The sequence below is a fragment of the Vannielia litorea genome (genome assembly GCF_900142295.1).
Lineage (GTDB): Bacteria > Pseudomonadota > Alphaproteobacteria > Rhodobacterales > Rhodobacteraceae > Vannielia > Vannielia litorea.
This window is the reverse complement of sequence record NZ_FSRL01000001.1, coordinates 2,279,586-2,300,129: the sequence shown is the minus strand read 5'-3', so window position 1 is coordinate 2,300,129 and position 20,544 is coordinate 2,279,586. Positions and strand designations below refer to the sequence as shown.

The 20,544-nt window shown below is 66.0% G+C and carries 19 protein-coding genes; 15 read left to right on the top strand and 4 right to left on the bottom strand.

Going from position 1 to position 20,544, the window contains the following annotated elements; all coding sequences use genetic code 11:
- The first annotated feature begins 165 nt into the window (after positions 1-165).
- Complete coding sequence (locus BUR94_RS11215) at positions 166-2,088, top strand: beta-galactosidase (RefSeq protein WP_074256314.1); 1,923 nt, start codon at positions 166-168, stop codon at positions 2,086-2,088.
- A 232-nt stretch (positions 2,089-2,320) separates the two neighbouring features.
- On the opposite strand, the gene BUR94_RS11210 is transcribed toward BUR94_RS11215, so the two are convergent.
- Positions 2,321-3,538 (bottom strand): M24 family metallopeptidase, encoded by a 1,218-nt coding sequence (locus tag BUR94_RS11210; RefSeq protein ID WP_074257694.1) that lies wholly within the window; start codon positions 3,536-3,538, stop codon positions 2,321-2,323.
- Between the two features lie 182 nt (positions 3,539-3,720).
- On the opposite strand from BUR94_RS11210, the gene BUR94_RS11205 reads away from it, so the two are divergent.
- The gene (locus BUR94_RS11205) at positions 3,721-4,593 is read left to right on the top strand and encodes a DUF4238 domain-containing protein (protein ID WP_074256313.1); all 873 of its coding nucleotides are present in this window, start codon (positions 3,721-3,723) and stop codon (positions 4,591-4,593) included.
- A gap of 11 nt (positions 4,594-4,604) precedes the next feature.
- Here BUR94_RS11205 and BUR94_RS11200 read toward each other — a convergent pair whose 3' ends face one another.
- Positions 4,605-5,975 carry an L-serine ammonia-lyase gene (locus BUR94_RS11200; RefSeq protein WP_074257693.1) on the bottom strand — a complete coding sequence of 457 codons (1,371 nt, stop codon included), beginning with the start codon at positions 5,973-5,975 and terminating at the stop codon, positions 4,605-4,607.
- A gap of 71 nt (positions 5,976-6,046) precedes the next feature.
- On the opposite strand from BUR94_RS11200, the gene BUR94_RS11195 reads away from it, so the two are divergent.
- The 7 genes from BUR94_RS11195 to BUR94_RS11165 all read left to right on the top strand — a co-directional run bounded on the left by BUR94_RS11195 (position 6,047) and on the right by BUR94_RS11165 (position 13,455).
- Positions 6,047-6,598, top strand: coding sequence for a GNAT family N-acetyltransferase (locus tag BUR94_RS11195; protein ID WP_074256312.1), 552 nt, complete (start codon positions 6,047-6,049; stop codon positions 6,596-6,598).
- A gap of 222 nt (positions 6,599-6,820) precedes the next feature.
- Complete coding sequence (gene rpiA / locus BUR94_RS11190) at positions 6,821-7,600, top strand: ribose-5-phosphate isomerase RpiA (RefSeq protein WP_074256311.1); 780 nt, start codon at positions 6,821-6,823, stop codon at positions 7,598-7,600.
- A gap of 31 nt (positions 7,601-7,631) precedes the next feature.
- Positions 7,632-9,002: a glutathione-disulfide reductase gene (gene gorA / locus BUR94_RS11185; protein ID WP_074256310.1), complete on the top strand. Its 1,371-nt coding sequence runs from the start codon at positions 7,632-7,634 to the stop codon at positions 9,000-9,002.
- 115 nt (positions 9,003-9,117) lie between these two features.
- Complete coding sequence (gene hflK, locus BUR94_RS11180) at positions 9,118-10,341, top strand: FtsH protease activity modulator HflK (RefSeq protein WP_175570462.1); 1,224 nt, start codon at positions 9,118-9,120, stop codon at positions 10,339-10,341.
- Positions 10,341-11,525, top strand: coding sequence for a protease modulator HflC (gene hflC, locus BUR94_RS11175; protein ID WP_084193005.1), 1,185 nt, complete (start codon positions 10,341-10,343; stop codon positions 11,523-11,525). Before hflK ends, hflC begins: the two co-directional genes overlap by 1 nt.
- Before the next feature lie 3 nt (positions 11,526-11,528).
- Positions 11,529-11,723, top strand: coding sequence for a DUF2065 family protein (locus tag BUR94_RS11170; RefSeq protein WP_074256309.1), 195 nt, complete (start codon positions 11,529-11,531; stop codon positions 11,721-11,723).
- Between the two features lie 205 nt (positions 11,724-11,928).
- Positions 11,929-13,455, top strand: coding sequence for a Do family serine endopeptidase (locus BUR94_RS11165; RefSeq protein ID WP_084193004.1), 1,527 nt, complete (start codon positions 11,929-11,931; stop codon positions 13,453-13,455).
- A gap of 67 nt (positions 13,456-13,522) precedes the next feature.
- Here the strand turns inward: BUR94_RS11165 and BUR94_RS11160 are convergent, their stop codons facing one another.
- Positions 13,523-14,458 carry an alpha/beta fold hydrolase gene (locus BUR94_RS11160; RefSeq protein WP_074256308.1) on the bottom strand — a complete coding sequence of 312 codons (936 nt, stop codon included), beginning with the start codon at positions 14,456-14,458 and terminating at the stop codon, positions 13,523-13,525.
- Between the two features lie 3 nt (positions 14,459-14,461).
- Positions 14,462-14,749: an SCP2 sterol-binding domain-containing protein gene (locus BUR94_RS11155; RefSeq protein WP_074256307.1), complete on the bottom strand. Its 288-nt coding sequence runs from the start codon at positions 14,747-14,749 to the stop codon at positions 14,462-14,464.
- Between the two features lie 127 nt (positions 14,750-14,876).
- Between BUR94_RS11155 and BUR94_RS11150 the strand changes: the two genes are divergently transcribed.
- From BUR94_RS11150 to BUR94_RS11125, 6 genes are all read left to right on the top strand, one after another.
- Positions 14,877-15,464 carry a tetratricopeptide repeat protein gene (locus tag BUR94_RS11150; protein WP_245794440.1) on the top strand — a complete coding sequence of 196 codons (588 nt, stop codon included), beginning with the start codon at positions 14,877-14,879 and terminating at the stop codon, positions 15,462-15,464.
- A 30-nt stretch (positions 15,465-15,494) separates the two neighbouring features.
- On the top strand, positions 15,495-18,416 hold the full coding sequence (locus tag BUR94_RS11145) for a helicase-related protein (protein ID WP_074256305.1): 2,922 nt from the start codon (positions 15,495-15,497) through the stop codon (positions 18,414-18,416).
- Entirely contained in the window at positions 18,413-18,790 is a 378-nt protein-coding gene (locus BUR94_RS11140; protein WP_074256304.1) for an RNA-binding S4 domain-containing protein, read from the top strand. The genes BUR94_RS11145 and BUR94_RS11140 overlap by 4 nt, the downstream gene beginning before the upstream one ends.
- Before the next feature lie 46 nt (positions 18,791-18,836).
- Positions 18,837-19,172 (top strand): ferredoxin FdxA, encoded by a 336-nt coding sequence (gene fdxA, locus BUR94_RS11135; RefSeq protein ID WP_074256303.1) that lies wholly within the window; start codon positions 18,837-18,839, stop codon positions 19,170-19,172.
- Between the two features lie 248 nt (positions 19,173-19,420).
- Positions 19,421-19,927 carry a CarD family transcriptional regulator gene (locus tag BUR94_RS11130; RefSeq protein ID WP_074256302.1) on the top strand — a complete coding sequence of 169 codons (507 nt, stop codon included), beginning with the start codon at positions 19,421-19,423 and terminating at the stop codon, positions 19,925-19,927.
- A 69-nt stretch (positions 19,928-19,996) separates the two neighbouring features.
- On the top strand, positions 19,997-20,536 hold the full coding sequence (locus BUR94_RS11125) for a GNAT family N-acetyltransferase (protein WP_074256301.1): 540 nt from the start codon (positions 19,997-19,999) through the stop codon (positions 20,534-20,536).
- Positions 20,537-20,544: the final 8 nt, after the last annotated feature.

The following is a 20,544-nucleotide window of genomic DNA, read 5'->3' as shown; positions in this document are numbered from 1 at the left end:
AACCCATCGGCACAGGCGCAATCGTCGCGCCCGTCCCGACTGACAGGATGGCCAACATTTCCGAAGGCCAACGTTTCCTTAGGCCTGACGACGCACGGCCCGGGCACGCAGGTCCTGGCGGCGACCCGAGGCCGGACCGCAGATCGAGAAACCGGAGCAAGCGACATGAAGCGAACCCTGGGCACCTGCTACTACCCGGAGCATTGGCCGCGCGAAATCTGGGAAGACGACGCGCGCCGGATGGCCGAGGCCGGCCTGACCTGGGTGCGGATCGGAGAGTTCGCCTGGTCCCGGCTGGAGCCCGAGCCCGGCCGGTATGCCTTCGACTGGCTTGACGAGGCCATCGCGGTGCTGGGCGCGGCGGGGCTGCGGGTGGTGCTTGGCACACCCACCGCGACGCCCCCGCGCTGGATGATCGACCGCCATCCGGACATGCTGGCGGTGGATGCTCAGGGCCGGCCGCGCAAGTTTGGCTCGCGCCGGCACTATTGTTTCAGCCACGAAGGCTACAAGGCGGAATGCGCGAAGATCGTCACGCGGCTGGCCGAGCGATACGGTCGGAACCCGCATGTCGCGGCATGGCAGACCGACAATGAGTACGGCTGCCACGACACCACGATCTCCTACAGCGACGCGGCGCGGACAGCCTTTCGACGCTGGCTACGGGCACGGTACCCCGGGCACGGCAACAACGGCGACATTGACGCGCTGAACGAGGCGTGGGGCAATGTCTTCTGGTCCATGGTCTACGGTGATTTCGATCAGGTGGACCTTCCCAACCTGACGGTGACCGAGCCGAACCCGAGCCACGTGCTCGATTTTCGCCGGTTCTCATCGGACCAGGTCGTTGCGTTCAACCGCTTGCAAGTCGAGATCATCCGGGCGCATTCCGACGCGCCGATCGCCCACAATTACATGGGGCGGGTGACGGATTTCGATCACTACGCAGTCGGTGCCGACCTCGACATCGCGTCCTGGGACAGCTACCCGCTCGGCTTTCTTGAAGACCGGGTGCCAGCGACCGTCGCGCAGCAGCGCGCCTATGCCCGCCAAGGCGACCCGGACTTCCAGGCCTTCCATCATGATCTCTACCGGACTGTCGGCCGTGGCCGCTGGTGGGTCATGGAGCAGCAGCCGGGGCCTGTGAACTGGGCCCCGTACAATCCCGCGCCGCTGCCGGGCATGGTGCGGCTCTGGACGTGGGAAGCCTTCGCCCACGGCGCCGAGGCCGTGTGCTACTTCCGCTGGCGGCAGGCCCCGATGGCGCAGGAACAGATGCACGCAGGCCTCCTGCGACCGGACAGCGCCGAGGCTCAAGGGCTCGTGGAGGCACGGCAGGTCGCGGCCGAACTGGCAGAGGCGCCAGAGGTGAGCCCGGCCCGCGCGCCGGTCGCGCTGATCTTCGATTACGACGCGGAATGGGCCTGGGCGATCCAGCCGCATGGTGCCGGACTCAGCTACTTCGAGCTTGTGTTCGACACCTACCGCGCGCTTCGCAAGGCAGGTCATTCGGTAGATATTCTGCCGCCGGACCCCGATTTGCTCGAAGGATACCGGCTGATCTGCGCGCCCGGGCTCATGCATATGCCGGATGCGCTGAAAGCCGCCCTCGCGGACAGCGGCGCGGTGGTCTTGCTCGGCCCGCGCAGCGCCGCACGCGATGCCTCCATGCGCATACCGGTGCCCTTGCCGCCGGCTTTGCCGGGTCTCGATGCCACTGTGACCCACGTGGAAAGCCTGCGACCCGACACACCCGTTACGCTGAAACGCAGTGGCACAATTCGCAGCTATCGTGAAGTTCTGGAGACCGATGCCGAAGTTCTGGAAACCACCGCAGAGGGTGAAGCGGTGGTCGTCGCCCAAGACCGGTTAGTATATGTCGCCGGTTGGCTTGATTCAGACGCCATGCGTTGGCTCATCAAGCTTGTGTCCGATCGCGCAGGGCTCCAATCCCTCGATCTCCCTGAAAACGTGCGTTGCCGAGACACAGGCACCGAGCGGTTCTGGTTCAACTACGGAACTGCCCCTTGCGAAGTGTACGGCAAGACCTTGCCGCCCGTCTCCGTGAAGCTGGAAGCTCGGGAATAGGTGCCAATTCCCGCAGGTTGAATCACTAGCGGAAACAAGCGAAATGCCGACGGCCAGGGGTATGAAAGGCAGCTATGCGCCATTGGCGATTGCATCCTTTCCAGCTGTAACTGCAAAACCTGTCTGTCGGGACAAGTCCGCTCCGGGCTCGAACGAGCCGCTCGCCGCGAAGCAGAAACGCGCCTGCCCGAAGCGACCGCCCTCACAGCTCCCCCGCGCCGGACCTTTCCGCCTAGGGCTTCACCACCAGCCCCGGAGGGGTGTTGGCGAGATACTCGGCGCTCACCTCGGTGATCAGCATGGTCTCGGTCAGCTCGATCCCGCCGTCGTCCAGCCAGAGTCCCGGCATGAAATGAAACACCATTCCCGGCTGCAGCTCGGTCGTGTCGCCCGCCCGCAGGCTCATCGTCCGCTCGCCCCAGTCGGGCGGGTAGCTGAGGCCCACCGAGTAGCCCGTCCGGCTCTCCTTCCTGAAGCCGTAGCGCTCCAGCGTGGAGGAGAAGGCCCGCGCGAGGTCTTCGCAGAGCGCGCCGGGCCGGGCCGCCCCCATCACCGCCGCCGTCGCGGCCATCAGCGCCTCCTCGGCCTGGCGGTACTTCTTGGGCGGCTCGCCAAAGAACAGCGTCCGCGACTGCGGGCAGTGATAGCGCCGGTGGCAGCCGGCGATCTCGAAGAAGGTCGGCACCCCGCGCGGAATCGGCGCGCCATCCCAGGTGAGATGCGGCGCCGTCGCGTCCATCCCCGAGGGGGTCATCGGCACGATTGCCGGGTAATCGCCCCAGGCCCCCCGCGTGCCGAGCGCCCCCGCCTTCAGGATCTCCGCCACCAGCGCGTTCTTCTGCATCCCCGGCTCGGCGACCTCGGCGATCACCCGGTGCATCTCGGTCACGATCTCGCCCGCCCGCCGCATGTAGGCGATCTCGGCGGGCGACTTCACCGCCCGGCACCAGTTGACCAGCCCGGTCGCGTCGGAGATCTCCGCCTCGGGCAGCCCCTCGGTCAGCGCCCGGTGCGCGGCGGCCGAGTAATAGTAGTTGTCCAGCTCCACGCCGACCGCGGCCTGCCCGTGCCCCCAGTCGGTCATCAGCTCCGCCAGCACCGTCATCGGATGGGCCTCGGGGTTCTGCACCAGCCAGTCCTCGTAGCCGAAGATATGGTCATGGCTCATCCAGACCGTCCGCCGCGCCCCCGCCGCATCCATCCCCCGGCCCCACCAGAGCGGATCGGCCTTGAGCCCGACGACCACCGCCTGGTGCACGTAGAACGACCACCCGTCATAGCCGGTGAGCCAGGCCATGTTGGACGGGTCCGAAATGACCAGCGCCTCCAGCCCCTGCGCCTCCATCGACGCCCGAACGGCCGCAAGCCGCTCGTGATACTCGGTCCGGGCAAAGGCCAGAGCGGAAGAGGGCAGGGCGGCCGCCGGGGCGGACCCGCCTTGCAGGGCCATCGGAGCGGAGGGGGTGCGGGGCTTGGTGGTCATGGGGGGGAGGGGAGCAGGTTGCGGGGGAGGTGGCAAGGGGGCATCCCCCTTTCGTATCGACGGCTTGTATTCTGCTATGTGCGAGTTAGCCTTGGAGCATACTTAGTCCAAAGGCCAAGCATTACCGCTTTAAGGGTTCCATTTTTTAGATGTCGAAACGTAGCAAGAACCACCACTACGTGCCGAAGGTGCTTCAAAGGTCCTTTCTCGCTGAGCCTAACCATATTTGGTTCTCTAAGCGTGAATTGGGGGGCGAGTACTGCGCGCCGTACCTTAAGCACATTGATAAAGCATTCTATTCACGAAATTACTATACTATTGTGCACAATGACGAACTCTCCGACACCATAGAGCGTGAACATTACGGAGTTATTGACAACTACCTCGGCGAAGTTGTTCCCGAGTTTATATCTGCACTTGAACGGGGGGCCGCTCCCGTCTTCTCAGGGATTCCTCTTGATTCGATTAAGGAAGTCGTTCTTGAAATGGCTAAGCGGACTCCGGAATTCCCAAGACCTCATAACGATTTGGAGATCGGCAAAGAGTTAATTGAGCGTACTCTTGTGGAGCTTGGAAAAAAGAAAGATCTGTCCGAGTATGTCAAGACTTCGTCTGTCTTGGGCGATTCTTCAAAACTAATTGAATTGGGTCGGTCGATTAGGGTGAGGGCTACGATTAGTCGATCTGATAGGGTTGCCGCGGCACTTAGTGAACTGTCGGTTCGATGGGCTACGATCCCAAGCAAACATGCATACATACTTAGTAGCCTGATGGTATATCGCGTTGGCAATGGCGGGTCGAACGCGCTAAACGATCCCAAAACGGAACTTTGGATGCCGATATCCCCGAGGTTTGCTTTGGTGGTGCTCCATGATCCGGGTAGTAAGATACCTCTTATCGTCCGAGATTCCCCTCGCCATGTAAGGAAGATTAATGAATACGCGGCGCGCAATAGCTCGGAAATCGGATCTCATAGCAGGAAGTTAATAGAATCAATAACTGGGAAGCGTGCTAGAGTCTGACGAAACCCCCTTCAACAATTCGGCACATTCACCGCCAGCCCGCCCAGGGCCGTCTCCTTGTACTTCTCGCTCATGTCCCGGCCCGTCTCCATCAGCGTCTTGATGCAGGCGTCCAGCGGCACCAGATGCGAGCCGTCCCCCCTCAATGACAGCGACGCCGCCGAGACAGCCTTGATCGCCCCCAGCCCGTTGCGCTCGATGCAGGGCACCTGCACCAGCCCGCGCACCGGGTCGCAGGTCATCCCCAGGTGATGCTCCAGGGCGATCTCCGCCGCATTCTCCACCTGCTCCACTGACCCGCCCATCACCGCACAGAGCCCCGCCGCCGCCATCGCCGCCGCGCTCCCCACCTCTGCCTGGCACCCTGCCTCGGCGCCACTGATCGAAGCGTTGTGCTTGATCAGCCCGCCCACCGCCGCCGCCGTCAGCAAAAACTCCCCCACGCGCGAGGGCACTGCCCCCGGCACATGGTCCAGCCAGTACCGGATCACCGCCGGCACCACCCCCGCGGCCCCATTGGTCGGCGCCGTCACCACCTGCCCGCCCGCCGCGTTCTCCTCGTTCACCGCCATCGCGTAGCAGCTCATCCAGTCGTTGATCGTGTGGGGCGCGGTCAGGTTCATGCCGCGCTCGGCCTGCAGGGCCTGCCAGATCTTCGCCGCCCGCCGCTTCACCTTCAGCCCGCCGGGCAGCACGCCCTCGCTCTCCAGCCCGCGCTGCAAGCAGCTGTTCATCACCTCCCAGATCCGCGCCAGCCCGCGCTCGATCTCCGCCGTGCTCCGCCGGGTCCGCTCGTTGGCCATCTTCATCGCGGCAATCGAGAGCCCGCTCTCGGCGGCCATGTCGAGCATCTCCTGCGCGCTCTTGAAGGCAAAGGGCACCGGCGCGCCGTCGTCCACGTCCTTGCCCGCCGCCAGCTCCGCCTCGCTCATCACGAAGCCGCCGCCGACCGAGTAGTAAACCTCGCGGTCGATCACGTCGCCCTGCGCATCCAGCGCCTCGAAGGCGAGCCCGTTGGGGTGGCCGGGCAGGGGGGCATCATAGTCGAAGATCAGGTCGTTGGCCGGGGCAAAGCGCAGCACAAGCCCCTCGGGCTCCACCACGCCGCGCGCCTTCACATCGGCCAGCGCGGCCTCTCCGGCCTCCGCCTCGTAGCTCTCCGGCACCAGCCCGCAGAGCCCGAGGATCACCGCTCGGTCGGTCGCATGCCCGACCCCGGTAAAGGCCAGCGACCCGTGCAGCCGCGCCCGCACGCCCGCCACCGCAAAGGGCAGGCCCCGCAGCCTGTCGAGATAGCGCGCGGCGGCCACCATCGGCCCCATGGTATGAGACGACGAGGGGCCAATGCCCACCTTGAACATGTCGAAGACGGAGACGAACATGGCCGCCACCATGGCACCTCGCCGCGCCCCGGCAAGCCTGAAAGCGACGTTTCCCGCACGATGCCCGCACCATGATCGAAACCGACCGCCTCCTGCTCCGCCCCTTCGAGCCGCGCGACCTTGCCGCCTTTGCCGCGATCAACGCCGACCCGCGCGTGATGCGCTACTTCCCGAGCCCGAAGACCGATGCCGAAACCGCCGAGATGCTCGACCGCTGCGCCGAGCGCTGGCGGACGGTCGGCCTGGCCTTCTCGGCGGTCACCGACCGTGACGGGCGGTTGCTCGGCATGTGCGGCCTGCACCGGCCCGAGGGTCTGCCGATCTCGCCCTGTGTCGAGATCGGCTGGCGGCTCACCCCCTCGGCCTGGGGCAAGGGGATCGCCTCAGAGGCCGCCCGCGCCTGGCTCGCCTGGGGCTGGGGCCAGGGGCTCTCCGAAATTCTCGCCTACACGCCCACGCTCAACGCGCCCTCCCGCGCGGTCATGGCCCGGATCGGCATGGCGGAGGCGCCCGAGCTGGCCTTCGACCACCCCGAGATCGCCGAGGGCCACCCGCTCCGCCCGATGTTCGTGGCCCGCATCCGCCGCCCGGCGTGGCCCCCGTCAAGCCCCTGCGCACGGTGAGGTAACGCAGCCCGTCCTGCATTTTTGCATAGGTATGGGATGTGCATGGGTTGTGTATCGGTTGTGTATTGCTGCTTTTCGCGGTTAACGCGGGTTCGGCTGCCCGCGTCGGGGCATTTGCGCAAAGCCCGCGCCTGCGCCTGCCCCGCGGCTCTTTTGCCCTCGCACCCCTGCGCGCCAGCCCTTATAAACGGGCGGAACTGCGACCATGGGAACATGCCGATGACCGACCTCTCGCCCATCGACAAGGCCAAGTTCGTCGCCGCCAAACGGGCGGTGGACTACGTGCAGGACGGCATGCGCATCGGCCTCGGCACGGGCTCCACCGCGGCCTGGATGGTGCGCTGCCTTGCCGAGAAGATGCAGGCCGAAGGGCTTGATATCGTTGGCGTTCCCACCTCCACCCGCACCGCCGACCTGGCCCGCGAACTGGGCATCCCGGTGATCTCGCTCGATGAGGCCAAGTGGCTCGATCTCACCATCGACGGGGCCGACGAGTTTGACGGCGAGCTGAACCTGATCAAGGGCGGCGGCGGCGCGCTGTTGCAGGAAAAGATCGTCGCCACGGCCTCCGACCGCATGGTGGTGATCGCCGACGCCGCCAAGGACGTGACCGCGCTGGGGGCCTTTCCGCTGCCCATCGAGGTGATCCCCTTCGGCTGGCAGACGACCAAGGCGCTGGTCGAGGAAACCCTTATAAACATGGACGTTCTGGGCCGCGACACCTCGCTCCGGATGAACGACGACACGCCCTATGTCACCGACGAGGGCAACTACATCATCGACCTGCACCTGCGCCGCATCGGCAATGCCCGCCAGCTGAGCCTGGTGCTCAATCAGGTGCCCGGCGTGGTTGAAAACGGTCTGTTCATCGATATCTGCGACGTGGTGATCATCGGCCACGGCGACGGTCGCGTGCAGGTGCGCGACATCAACGAAGGCACCGAGGAGGAAGAGAAGATCGACCTTCTCGAGGGAGACAACATCTTCGCCGACTTCTGACAGGGGAGGGGGCGGCCAGAGAGGCAGGGCAATGGAATTCGACTACGATCTCTTCGTCATCGGCGGCGGATCCGGCGGGGTGCGCGCGGCACGGCTGGCAAGCGCCGAAGCGGGCCAAAAGGTTGGTCTGGCTGAAGAATACCGCATGGGCGGCACCTGCGTGATCCGCGGCTGCGTGCCCAAAAAGCTGATGGTCTACGCCTCGCATTTTCCCGAGGAGATCAAGCTGGCCCAGGCCTACGGCTGGACCGTTCACGCCGGCAGCTTCGACTGGAAGCAGTTCCGTCACCATCTCCACGCCGAGCTCAACCGGCTCGAGCAGATCTACACCACCAACCTCGAAAAGGCGGGGGTGGAGATCCATCATCAGCGGGCCGTGCTGAAGGACCCGCATACGGTGGAGCTGGACGATGGCACCACGTTCAAGTGCCGTCACATCCTCCTGGCCACCGGCGGCGCCCCGAGCTTTCCGCCGCTGGAGGGCGCCGAGGAGCTGGGCATCAGTTCCAACGACATCTTCCTGCTCGACGAGCTGCCCGAGAGCATCCTGATCATCGGCGGGGGCTTCATCGCCTGCGAAATGGCCTGCATTCTCAACGGCCTGGGTGTGAAGACCACGATATTCCTGCGGGGGGCCCAGATCCTGCGCGGTTTCGATGACGAGGCCCGCGGCCACCTGGCGGATCACATGGCGAGCCTCGGCATCGAGATCCATTGCGGCACATCGATCATCGAGATGGTGAAAGTCGACAGCGGCGTCAACGTCCGCACCTCCACCGGCCACCAGGGCACCTATGGCAAGGTGCTCTTCGCCACCGGCCGCGATCCCAGCACCAAGGGCCTCGGGCTCGAAGAGGCCGGCGTCAAGCTGGGTCGCAACGGCGAGATCCTGGTCAACGAGTACAGCCAGACCGATGTGCCCTCGATCTACGCCATCGGCGACGTGACGGGCCGGGTCGAGCTGACGCCGGTGGCGATCCGCGAAGGCGTGGCTTTCGTCGAAACGGTGTTTCACGGCAGGCCCACCCCGGTCGATCACGAGCTGGTGCCCTCGGCCGTCTACACCCAGCCCGAACTGGGCACCGTTGGCATCACCGAAAACGAGGCCGAGCGCGCGCGGGATGCGGGCGGCGAGGATTTCGAGGTCTACGCCACCTCCTTCCGCCCGATGAAGACCGCCTTCGCCCATACCGACGACCGGGTGCTTATGAAGCTCATCGTCGGCAAGGAGAGCCGCAAGGTGCGGGGCTGCCACATCGTCGCACCCGAGGCGGGCGAGATGATCCAGCTGGCCGGGATCGCGATCAAGATGGGGGCCACAAAGGAAGATTTCGACCGCACTTGCGCGGTTCATCCGACCATGGCCGAGGAGCTGGTGACGATGAAGTCACCGGTGCGTTAGGGCGCTGAACGCCGGGAAACGGTTGAATTTGGCGCTTTCCTGACCACTTGTGCTAGACAATCACCAAGACACCGCCGAGACAGGCGGCACCGCAAGGAAGAGGAAAGAGACACATATGGCTGGCAACAACGGCGGCCCCTGGGGCGGCGGATCGTCCGGCGGCGGCGGAGGCGGCAACGGCGACGACAATGACCGTTCGAACCGTCCGGGCGGCGGACGCAGGCCCGGCGAAGGCTCGGGCATCCCGGAAATCGACCAGATCATGCGCAAAGGCCAGGAACAGCTGAAGGTGCTGATGGGCGGGCGCGGCGGCAACGGCAGCCGCGGGCCCGGTGGCCGCGGCCCCGGCGGCGGCGGCGCACCATGGCTGACCCGTGGCACCGTGCTGATCGGTGCCGGCGCGGCGGTTCTGCTCTGGGCCTTCTCCAGCTTTTACACTGTCCGGCCGGAACAACAGTCGGTCGAGCTGTTTCTCGGTGAGTTCTCCGACATCGGGACCGAGGGCCTGAACTTTGCCCCCTGGCCCCTCGTGACCGCCGAGGTGATCGACGTGACCACCAACCGCACCGAAGACATCGGCGTGCGTCGTGGCCAGACCGGCAATGACGGGCTGATGCTGACCACCGACGAGAATATCGTCGACATCGACTTCCAGGTGGTCTGGAACGTGAAGAACGCGGCCGATTTCCTGTTCTCGCTGCAAGAGCCGGAGCTGACCGTGCGCTCGGTGGCAGAAAGCGCCATGCGTGAGGTCATCGCGCAATCCGAGCTGGCCCCGATCCTCAACCGCGACCGTGCGGCGATCGAGGCGCGGGTGGACGAGCTGATCCAGCAGATCCTCGACCAGCAGAAGACCGGCATCAACGTGGTTCGCGTCAACTTCAACAAGGTGGACCCGCCGAGCCAGCAAGTGCAGGTGACCGATATCAACGGCCAGACCAAGACCACCTCGGTCATCGACGCCTTCCGCGACGTGCAGGCCGCCGAGCAGGAGCGCGACCAGGTCGAGCGCCAGGCCGATGCCTATGCCAACGGCCGCCTCGCGGCCGCGCGTGGCCAGGGTGCCCGGATCCTCGAGGAGAGCGAGGCCTACCGCTCCCGCGTGGTGAACGACGCCACCGGTGAGAGCTCGCGCTTCCTGTCGGTGCTCGAAGAGTATCGCGCCGCGCCCGAGGTCACCCGCAAGCGTCTCTATCTCGAAACGATGGAGAAGGTGCTGGGCGACGTCGACAAGATCATTCTCGAAAACCAGTCCGGCGAGGGCGGAGGCCAGGGCATCGTGCCTTACCTGCCGCTGAACGAACTGCGCCGACCCACCACCAGCGGAGGGAGCAACTGATGAACCGCGCCTCCTATCTCATCCCCGTGGTCGCCATCGTGCTGGCGGCCCTCCTGTCGTCGATCTACATCGTCGACGAACGCGAAAAGGTGCTGGTGCTGCGTTTCGGCCAGATCAAGCAGGAACGGACCGATCCGGGCTGGTACCTGAAGGTGCCGCTGCTCGATGACGTGGTGTCCTACGAGGATCGTATCCTCTCGATCGAGACTCCGCTGATCGAGGTCACCCCCGCCGATGACCGGCGCCTGGTGGTGGATGCTTTCGTGCTGTGGCGCATCGTCGATCTGGTGCAGTTCCGCCAGGCCCTCGGTGCGGGCGACGAGCGCGCCGCGCAGATCCAGCTGAACGACATCCTGGACGGCCAGATCCGGGCCGTTCTGGGCTCCGACGGCGTGACCTCGAACACCATCCTGTCGCCCGAGCGGACCGCGCTGATGGACCAGATCGAGGACCGGGCGAATGACCGTGCCTCCGCGCTGGGCATCGAGGTGGTCGACGTGCGGCTGCGGCAGACCAACCTGCCCGAGCAGAACTTCGACGCCACGCTGCAACGGATGATCGCCGAGCGGGAACGCGAAGCCATCGACGAGCGGGCGCGAGGCCAGGAAGCGGCCCAGCGGGTGCGGGCCTCGGCCGACCGGACCTACGAGGAGATCCTCGCCGAAGCGCGCCGCGATGCCCGGATCATCCAGGGTCAGGCCGACGCCGAGCGAAACAGCATCTTCGCCGAGGCCTATGGGCAGGACCAGGAGTTCTTCGAGTTCTACCGCTCGCTCACGGCCTACGAGAACGCGCTGAAGGGCTCGAACTCGTCGATGGTGATGAGCCCCGACTCGGAGTTCTTCAACTATCTGCGCTCCGATGGCTCCGCCGCCGGAGTGGCCCCCGCGCCGGTTGACGAGGCGGCGGCGGCCGCGGCCCGCGAGGCCAATGCGGCTGCGATCCGCGCTGCCGAGGAATCGGCTGCCGAGACCGCAAGTGAGGCCGAGGCGGTGACCGAAGCCATGCCCGAGCCGGTGGACATGCCCGATGAAGAGGCCACACCAGAGGCCGCGCCCGAGGTGCCCACCGAGCCTGCCGGCGAAACCGACGCCTCCACCGATGCGCCGGTCCCGGCCGAGCTGGCACCGTCCGATGAGGAGGCTCCCGCCGAGGAGGCCCCCGCCGAAAGTACGGGGAACTGACCCTTGGCCCTGGCGCTCTTCGCGCTTGGTGCCATCTGCCTCGTGGAGGGGCTGGTGCTTGCACTGGCCCCTTCGCTTTATGAGGACATCCTGCGCTGGGTCGTGTCTTTGCCGCTCGAAGCCCGTCGCACGCTCGGCCTTTTGGCGCTCACCGCGGGCGCGCTTTTGCTCTGGGCGGCGGCCTGGCTGGGCGGCTGAGGCCCTGATGACGGCAGATTTCACCGATCGAGGGCATCCGGCCCCTTGCGCCACGTCGCCCCGGCTGAAAAACTCGCCATAACCGGCTGACGCGGGCCTCACGTCCAAGTGACGCACCGCGATAGCCATTGAGTTGCGCTGTCGCCTCCCTATCTGGAAAGAAGGCGACAGCAGAGCAGGGGCAGCTTGCCGACCTTGATGCACCATGGTCGGATCGCGTGCCCTGACGATCAAGGGAGACCATCCAGTGACTTCACAGGCAATCGCAATTCCTCAGGTGCAGGACCGCAGGCGGGGCTACGTGCTTCGCGCGACCTTCGCGCTTCTCCTGGGCCTGGCGCTGCTGGCGGCCCAGTCGGTGAACGCCCAATCGCGCACCATCCCCGGCAGCTTTGCCGATCTCGCCGACCAGATCAGCCCGGCGGTGGTGAACATCACCACCTCCACCACAGTCTCGCGTCGCACCGGCCCGGCGCCCCAGGTGCCGGAGGGGTCTCCGTTCGAAGATTTCTTCCGCGACTTCCTCGACCGTGAAGGCAATCCCAATCAGCCGCGCCGCAGCTCGGCGCTGGGTTCGGGCTTCGTGATCTCGGAAGACGGTTTCATCGTCACCAACAACCACGTCATCGAGGGAGCCGATCAGATCACCATCGAGTTCTTTTCCGGACAGGAACTGGACGCCGTGGTGGTCGGGACGGATGCGAATACCGACATCGCCCTCCTGAAGGTCGAGCCCGAAGAGGCGCTGGCTTACGTGCCCTTCGGCGACAGCAACACCGCCCGCGTGGGCGATTGGGTCATTGCCATGGGCAACCCGCTGGGCCAGGGCTTCTCGGTCTCTGCCGGCATCGTTTCGGCCCGCAACCGGGCGCTCTCGGGCACCTATGACGACTACATCCAGACCGATGCCGCCATCAACCGCGGTAACTCCGGCGGCCCGCTGTTCAACATGAACGGCGAGGTGATCGGGGTGAACACCGCGATCCTCAGCCCCAACGGCGGCTCCATCGGCATTGGCTTTTCGATGGCCTCCAACGTGGTGACCAAGGTCGTGGACCAGCTCAAGCAGTTCGGCGAAACCCGTCGCGGCTGGCTCGGCGTGCGGATCCAGGACGTGACACCGGACGTGGCCGAGGCGATCGGCCTGACGCCGGCCAAGGGCGCGCTGGTGACCGACGTTCCGGAAGGCCCGGCAATGGATGCCGGCATGAAGTCGGGCGACGTGATCATCAGCTTCGACGGGCAGGAGGTTGAAGACGTGCGCGGCCTCGTCCGCCGCGTGGGGAACACCGAGGTGGGCAAGACCGTCCGCATGGTGGTGTTCCGCGACGGCAAGACAGAAACCCTCAAGGTCACGCTGGGCCGCCGTGAAGAGGCCGAAGGGGCCGTGCCCGCGGTTGCGGAGCAGGGCGAGGATGAGCCCGAGGCGCCCCAGGAGCAGGAGCTGCTGGGCCTCACGGTCACCACGCTGACCGACGATCTGCGCACCCAGATGGGCCTCGACGGTGCAGAGGAGGGCCTCGTGATCAAGGAGGTCGACGAGATGTCGGAGGCCTATGAGAAGGGACTTCGCGCCGGGGACATCATCACCGAGGCCGGCCAGCAGAAGGTGCGTGCCGTGACCGATCTGGAGGATCGCGTCGAAGAGGCCCGCGAGGCCGGGCGCAAATCGCTCCTGCTGCTGATTCGCCGCTCCGGCGAGCCGCGCTTCGTGGCGCTGACACTCGAATGAGCTGAATTCTCGAAAGGCGAGAAGGACTGGCCCGCGCCCCTGCGCGGGCCTTTTTCATGCCGGTGTGTCAGGCGATCTGCGCGTCGAAGAAGGCCAGGGTCCGGGAGATGAAATCATTTCGCACCTCCGGCGTTTCCATCAGGATCTCGTGCTCCGCGCCCTCGGGCTCGACCAGTTCGGCGCCGGGCCAGGTGGAGATGCGCAGCCGCACGGCCTCCGGGTCGACGATGCGCTCGTTGCCGCCGAGGTAGGTGAGGCAGGGCAGGTCGGGCGCGGGTGCGCGCAGCAAGGCCCGCATCTCCACCAGTGCCCGGTTCAGCCAGTGCAGGCTCGGACCGCCGAGCGCCAGTTCGGGGTGAGCGGTGAGCTGGGCTCGCATGTAGAGCCACATCTCCTCGTCCCGCGTGAGCATGTTGTCGGCAAACTGGGCGGCCAGGGCATAGGTCTCGGGGACCGTGCCCGGCGCATAGCGCGCGCCCATGCCCAACGGTCGGGAGAGCGCCGAGAGCACCCAGGCCGCGGGCTTGACCGCCGGGTGAAACTTGATGCCCCACATCGGAGCCGAGAAGGCCACTGCGGCCAGGTCGAGACGCCCGGCCGCACGCAACCCGATGCAGCCGCCCATGGAGTGACCGATCAGAACGCGAGGCAGGGGGCCGCCTTCGAGCGCGGCGACGGCCTCCACCATCGCGTCGACGTCGCGCTGGTAGTCGTCGAACTGGTTGACGTGTCCGGTTGCCGGGTCGGGCAGAGCGCGGTCGGCAAGGCCCTGGCCGCGCCAGTCCATTGCCGCGAAGTTCCAGCCTCCCGCCACGTAGGCGCGTGCTGCACGTCCGTATTTTTCGACGTATTCGGTGCGTCCGGGAAAGAACAGGATGGTGCCCCGCGCGGTCTCGGCGGGCCACCATCCCATGCGCACCCGCACACCGTCGCTGCAGGTGAGCCAGAAGGCGCGGCCCCCCTCGGGGCCGTCCGCCTCATCGTAGAGTGGAGCTTCTTCCACGCCTCAGCTCAGCGCGCCGCCGAGTTTCATCGCGAGCCCCATGTCGCCGTCGACCTTCAGGCGGCCGCCCATGAAGGCGGCGGTCGGGTTGAGATCGCCCGAGAGAATCGCCTCGAAGGTCTCGGCATCGGCGCTCATGGTCACCTCGGCCTCGTCGTCACTCGCACGGGCGCCGTCTGAATCGACGATGATCGAGCCTTCGTCCTCGATCACGAACTTCGCGACCCCGTCAAAACCTCCGCCCAGTTTCTCGTTCAGGGCCGCAACGGCGCTATCGACTACGGAACTCATGATGTTTCTCCTTCCAATGTGACCGACCGGGGGCTTGGCACACCCGACGCTTGCGCTAAACTCATGCACAGATATGCGAACTCTGGCCAGACACCTCAACTTTCACGTCACGGCATTTGCCGTATTGATGGCATTTGCCGCACCTCTGGCCGCGCAGGAGGAGGACGTGCCCGGTGCGCCGCCGGACATGCCCACGCCCTCGCCCGAGGTGGGTGTTGCGCCGGAGCCGGAAGGCGGGCGCCCTTCGCTCGATCAGCTCTTTGCCGAGTTGGGGCAGCCCGAGCAGATGGGCTGGCAGCGGATCGAGGATGCGATCTGGATCGAATGGTCGCGATCGGGCTCGGCTTCGATGGACCTGCTGCTGAAACAGGGCCGTGACGCGTTGGAGGCCGAGGACTACGACCTCGCCATCGAGCATCTGACCGCCCTGACCGATCATGCGCCGGATTTCGCCGAAGGCTTCAATGCCCGCGCCACCGCTTTCTTCCAGCTCGACGAATACGGCCTTGCGCTGGAGGACATCCGCCGCACGCTGGAACTGAATCCGCGCCATTTTGCGGCGCTGACGGGGCTTGCCGTGGTCCTCGAGCAGATGGGAGACGAGGCCCGCGCGCTCACCGCCTACCAGAAGGTGCTGGAAATCCACCCCCATCGCCCCAATGTGAAGGAGGCCGTCGAGCGGCTTGAATTCACCGTGATGGGCAAGCGCATCTGACGCACCCGACAGCCTGAAAAGAGAGGCCCCATGGGCGGCGAGCCTGCGCGCATCACGGCCCTGCTGGGCCCTACCAACACCGGCAAGACCCACTTTGCCATCGAGCGGATGCTGTCTTACCCCACGGGTGTGATCGGCCTGCCGCTCCGGCTCCTGGCGCGCGAGGTCTATGACAAGATCGTGGGGCTGCGCGGCCCCAATGCGGTGGCGCTGATCACCGGCGAGGAACGCATCGTGCCGCCGCGCCCGCGCTTCTGGGTCTGCACGGTCGAGTCGATGCCGGTGACGGGCGAGCACGATTTTCTGGCCGTCGACGAGATCCAGCTTTGCGCCGACCCCGACCGCGGTCACGTGTTCACCGACCGGCTTCTGAACGCGCGCGGGCGGCTTGAGACCATCTTCATGGGCGCGGAAACCATGCGCTCGACGATTGCCCAACTGGTGCCGCGTGCGACGTTCGTGAAGCGTGAGCGGTTTTCGCATCTTACCTACGGGGGTTCGAAAAAGATAAGCCGGATGCCTGCCCGCTCCGCGATCGTCGGGTTCTCGGTTGAGAATGTCTATGCCATCGCCGAGTTGATCCGTCGCCAGAAAGGTGGCTGCGCGGTGGTCATGGGCGCACTCAGTCCGCGCACCCGCAACGCCCAGGTGGCGCTTTATCAGAACGGCGATGTCGATTACCTCGTCGCCACCGACGCCATCGGCATGGGGCTGAACCTCGACCTCAACCACGTGGCCTTTTCGGCCACCACCAAGTTCGACGGTCGCCGGATGCGCCCGCTCACCGCGCAGGAGTTGGGCCAGATCGCCGGGCGGGCCGGACGCTACCAGCGCGACGGCAGCTTTGGCGTGACCGGGGAGGCCTCGCCGCTCTCTAAGGAGGTGGTGGAGGCGATCACCGAGCACCGCTTCGAGCCGGTTCGAAAGCTCGAGTGGCGCAACCCGGAGCTCGACTACCGCACGCCGGCCCACCTCGTCGCCTCGCTCGAGGCACGGCCCGACAACCTGCTGCTCGCCCGGGCCCGCGAGGCCGACGATCTGGGGGCGCTGAAGGCGCTGGCGGCCATGCCCGAGCTTGCCCCCCGCACCGCATCGCGGGCCGACACCCGGCTGCTTTGGGATGTCTGCCGGATCCCCGACTTCCGGGGCATATCCCAGGCAGAGCACACCAGCCTTCTGTCGAAGATCTTCACCGACCTGCATGAGTTCGGTCGTGTTCCCGACGACTGGTTCGCCCGCCAGGTCAAGCGCATCGACCGAACCGAAGGCGACATCGACACGTTGTCCAAGCGGCTGGCGTATATCCGCACATGGACCTACGTCGCCCAGCGCAAGGGTTGGCTCGACGACGAATCCCATTGGCGCGACGCCACCCGCGCGGTAGAAGACCGCCTGTCAGACGCCCTCCACGGCGCCCTGACCCAGAGATTTGTCGACCGGCGCACAAGCGTGTTGCTGCGGCGGTTGAAGCAGAAGGAGAGCCTCGTGGCCGATGTGAACGACAAGGGTGAAGTGGTGATCGAAGGCCATGTGGTGGGCCGGCTCGAAGGCTTCCGCTTCCGACAGGCCGACACTGCCGATGCAGGTGAGGCCAAGACGCTGCGCTCCGCCGCTGTTGCCGCACTCGGCCCCCAGTTCTCGCTGCTCTCCGACCGTTTTTACAACGCGCCCGATACCGAGCTCGACTATACCGAGCAGGGCGGGCTGATGTGGGGCGAGCATGCCGTCGGCAAGCTGGTCAAGGGGAACGAGCCGCTCAAGCCGCAGGTGAAGGCCTTTGTCGATGATGAGGCCGGCCCCGAAGTGGCCGAGAAGGTCACCCGCAGGCTGCAGCACTTCATCGACCGCAAGATCGCGGCGCTCTTCGAGCCGCTGACCAACGTACAGAACGACGCGGCGCTGACCGGCCTGGCCCGTGGCTTCGGCTTTCAGCTGGTCGAGGCGCTCGGCGTCATCCCGCGCGACCAGGTTGCCCAGGACGTGAAGTCGCTTGACCAGGACGCGCGCGGCGCGCTGCGCAAGCATGGTGTCCGCTTTGGCCAGTTCACGGTGTTCATGCCGCTCCTGCTGAAGCCGGCGCCGACGCGGCTGCGGCTGGTGCTCTGGTCGCTCTGGCAGGGGCTTGACGAGTTTCCTGAAAGCCCGCCGCCGGGTCTGGTGACGATCCCCGCGCCGCAGGGGATGCCCGAGGGCTACGCTCAGATGTCGGGCTATCGCGCGGCCGGCCAGCGGGCCATCCGGATCGACATGTTGGAGCGCCTCGCCGACCAGCTCCGCGGCCAGGACAGCCGCGCAGGCTTCGAGGCCACGGCAGACATGCTGTCGATCACCGGCATGACGCTGGAGCAGTTCGCCGATCTCATGGGCGGGCTGGGCTACAAGGCGGAGAAAGGCGAGCGCGCCAAGGTGAAGGCGGTTGATGCCGTGGTGCCCGGGGCCGAGGCGCCCGTGGCAGGCGACACGCCGGTGATGGACGCCGCCGAGGCTCAACCCGAGGGCGGCATAACCGAGGCACCCGCCGTGGAGGCGCCTGCCGACACGCTTGCCGAGGCCGCGGCGCTGACCGACGAGGGCGTGGCCCCCTTGGCCGAAACGCCGGCCGAGCCCGCACCTGAAGCGCCGGTCGAGGAGGTGGCGGCAGATGAGAACGCCACCGGCGTTGCCCCCGACGCCGATGTTGCAGGACCGGAGATGGAGGTGTTCTACACCTTCACCTGGGGTGGCAACCGAGGAGGCCGCCGCAACGAGCGCCATGGCGGCGAACGCCAGGGCGACCGGCCCAAGGGCCAGGGCAAGGGCAAGCCGCGCGGCAAGGGCGGCCCGAAAGGCAAGGGAGGCCCGCGCCGCGACGAGGGGCCGCAGAACTTCCAGTCCCGCCCGCCCCGCAAGGAAAAGCAGATCGACCCCGACAACCCCTTCGCCCAGGCTCTGATGGGGCTCAAGAAGGAGTGACCGAGGCTCCGGCGGATAGCCTGCGCATCGACAAGTGGCTGTTTCATGCCCGCTTCTTCAAGACCCGCAGCCTGGCTGCCAAGCTGGTCAGCGACGGCAAGCTGCGGGTCGACGGCACGCCGATTTCCAAGCCGTCCCGGTTGGTTGCGCCGGGTGACACGCTGACCTTTCCCAAGGACAGCCACATCCGCGTCATTCGCATCGTGGCGCTGGGCATCCGCCGGGGCCCCGCTCCCGAGGCGCGCGCCCTCTACGAGGATCTCGCCCCGCCGGAACGCGCGTTTCGCGATCCGGCCCAACCGCAAACGGGCGTTCGCCCCACGCAGCAGGAACGCCGCGTGGCGCTCCGAATGCGTGGCAAGCCGCTTGAATGAGCGGAGCGGTTGCAATACCTCTGCCCCGAACGGCAAAGAGGCCCGCATGACCTACATCGTCAACGACAATTGCATCGCCTGCAAATACACCGACTGTGTCGAGGTGTGCCCCGTGGATTGTTTCTACGAGGGCGAGAACATGCTGGTGATTCACCCCGACGAATGCATCGATTGCGGCGTATGCGAGCCCGAGTGCCCTGCGGATGCCATCCGGCCTGACACCGAGCCGGAGATGGAGAAATGGGTCGAGTTCAACCGCAAGTATTCCGAGCTCTGGCCGGTGATCGTGACCAAGAAGGACCCGCTGCCGAACGCGGACGAGATGGACGGCAAGCCGGGCAAGATGGACCTGTTTTCCGAGGCTCCCGGCGAAGGCGGCTGACGCCGCGCCCGTGCCTGGGATTTGACCGTTTGGTCAAAACGTCGCGGCGCCGGCCGAGCGACGCGCTTTGAGAATCGTGTTTTTTGTGTTATGTTACGTAGCGATGGTAAGTGAATCCTAAGGTTCCCGACACTGCGCTGCTCGCCAATTCGGGAGACTTCATAGCGCATACAAGACCCGCTCCCGGAGGCAGACGCGCCGGGAAAGGGTCTTTTCGGTCCCTGATAAAGCCTGAAGGAAGGCCCTGAATGACCAAGAAGAAATCCGAGTTCCGCCCCAACGATTTCGTTGTTTACCCGGCCCACGGCGTGGGAAAGATCGTCTCGATCGAGAAGCAGGAGGTTGCCGGCTTCGAGCTGGAGCTCTTCGTCATCTCCTTCGAGAAGGACAAGATGACTCTCCGTGTGCCGACCCACAAGGCCACCGAGGTCGGCATGCGCTCGCTGTCCACCCCGGACACCGTGAGCCAGGCCATGAAGACGCTCAAGGGCAAGGCCAAGGTGAAGCGGGCCATGTGGTCGCGCCGTGCGCAGGAGTATGAACAGAAGATCAACTCCGGCGACCTGATCGCCATTGCCGAGGTCGTGCGCGACCTGCACCGCACCGACGACCAGCGCGAGCAGAGCTACTCCGAGCGCCAGCTCTATGAAGCCGCGCTTGAGCGCCTGACCCGTGAAGTGGCCGCCGTTTCGGGCACCGATGAGGCCGGCGCGCAGAAGCAGGTTGACGACGTGCTGGTGAGCCGCGCCGCCTGATCCTTGCGAGCCAGACATTCAAAGGGCTGCGCCGCAGGGCGCGACCCTTTTTCATGGGGAAGGGACGGGATGACTTTTGCTTCCGATCCGAAGGGCGGGCATGAAGAGATCGTCGCGCTCTTTCGCCAGACCTTCGCCGCCTCGGAAGGGGCGGAGGAGGGCCGGATGATCGGCAAACTCGTGGCCTCCCTTCTGAGTGACCTTGCGCCGGAGGAACGCCTGCTCTGCACGGCGTCTCTGCCCGGTCAGGTCACCGGCGCGATCCTGTTCACCTCGCTTCGATACCCGCAGGACCCGCGCGAGGCGCGCCTCTTGTCTCCGGTCGCGGTCCACCCCGGCCACCAGCGTCAGGGCATCGGCCAGGCGCTTCTGCGGTTCGGGTTGGACCAGGTTCGGGCCCGCGGGGCCGATGTGGTCATGACCTACGGCGACCCGGCCTACTACGGAAAGGTCGGATTTGTTTCGGTCGACGCGGCCGCCGTTGCCCCGCCGCATCCGCTGTCGATGCCGCACGGCTGGCTCGCGCAGGCTCTGGACGGAGGCACCCTGGCGGGCATGACCGGCCCATCCACCTGCGTTGCGCCTTTCGACCGACCGGAGCTGTGGTAGGGACCGAA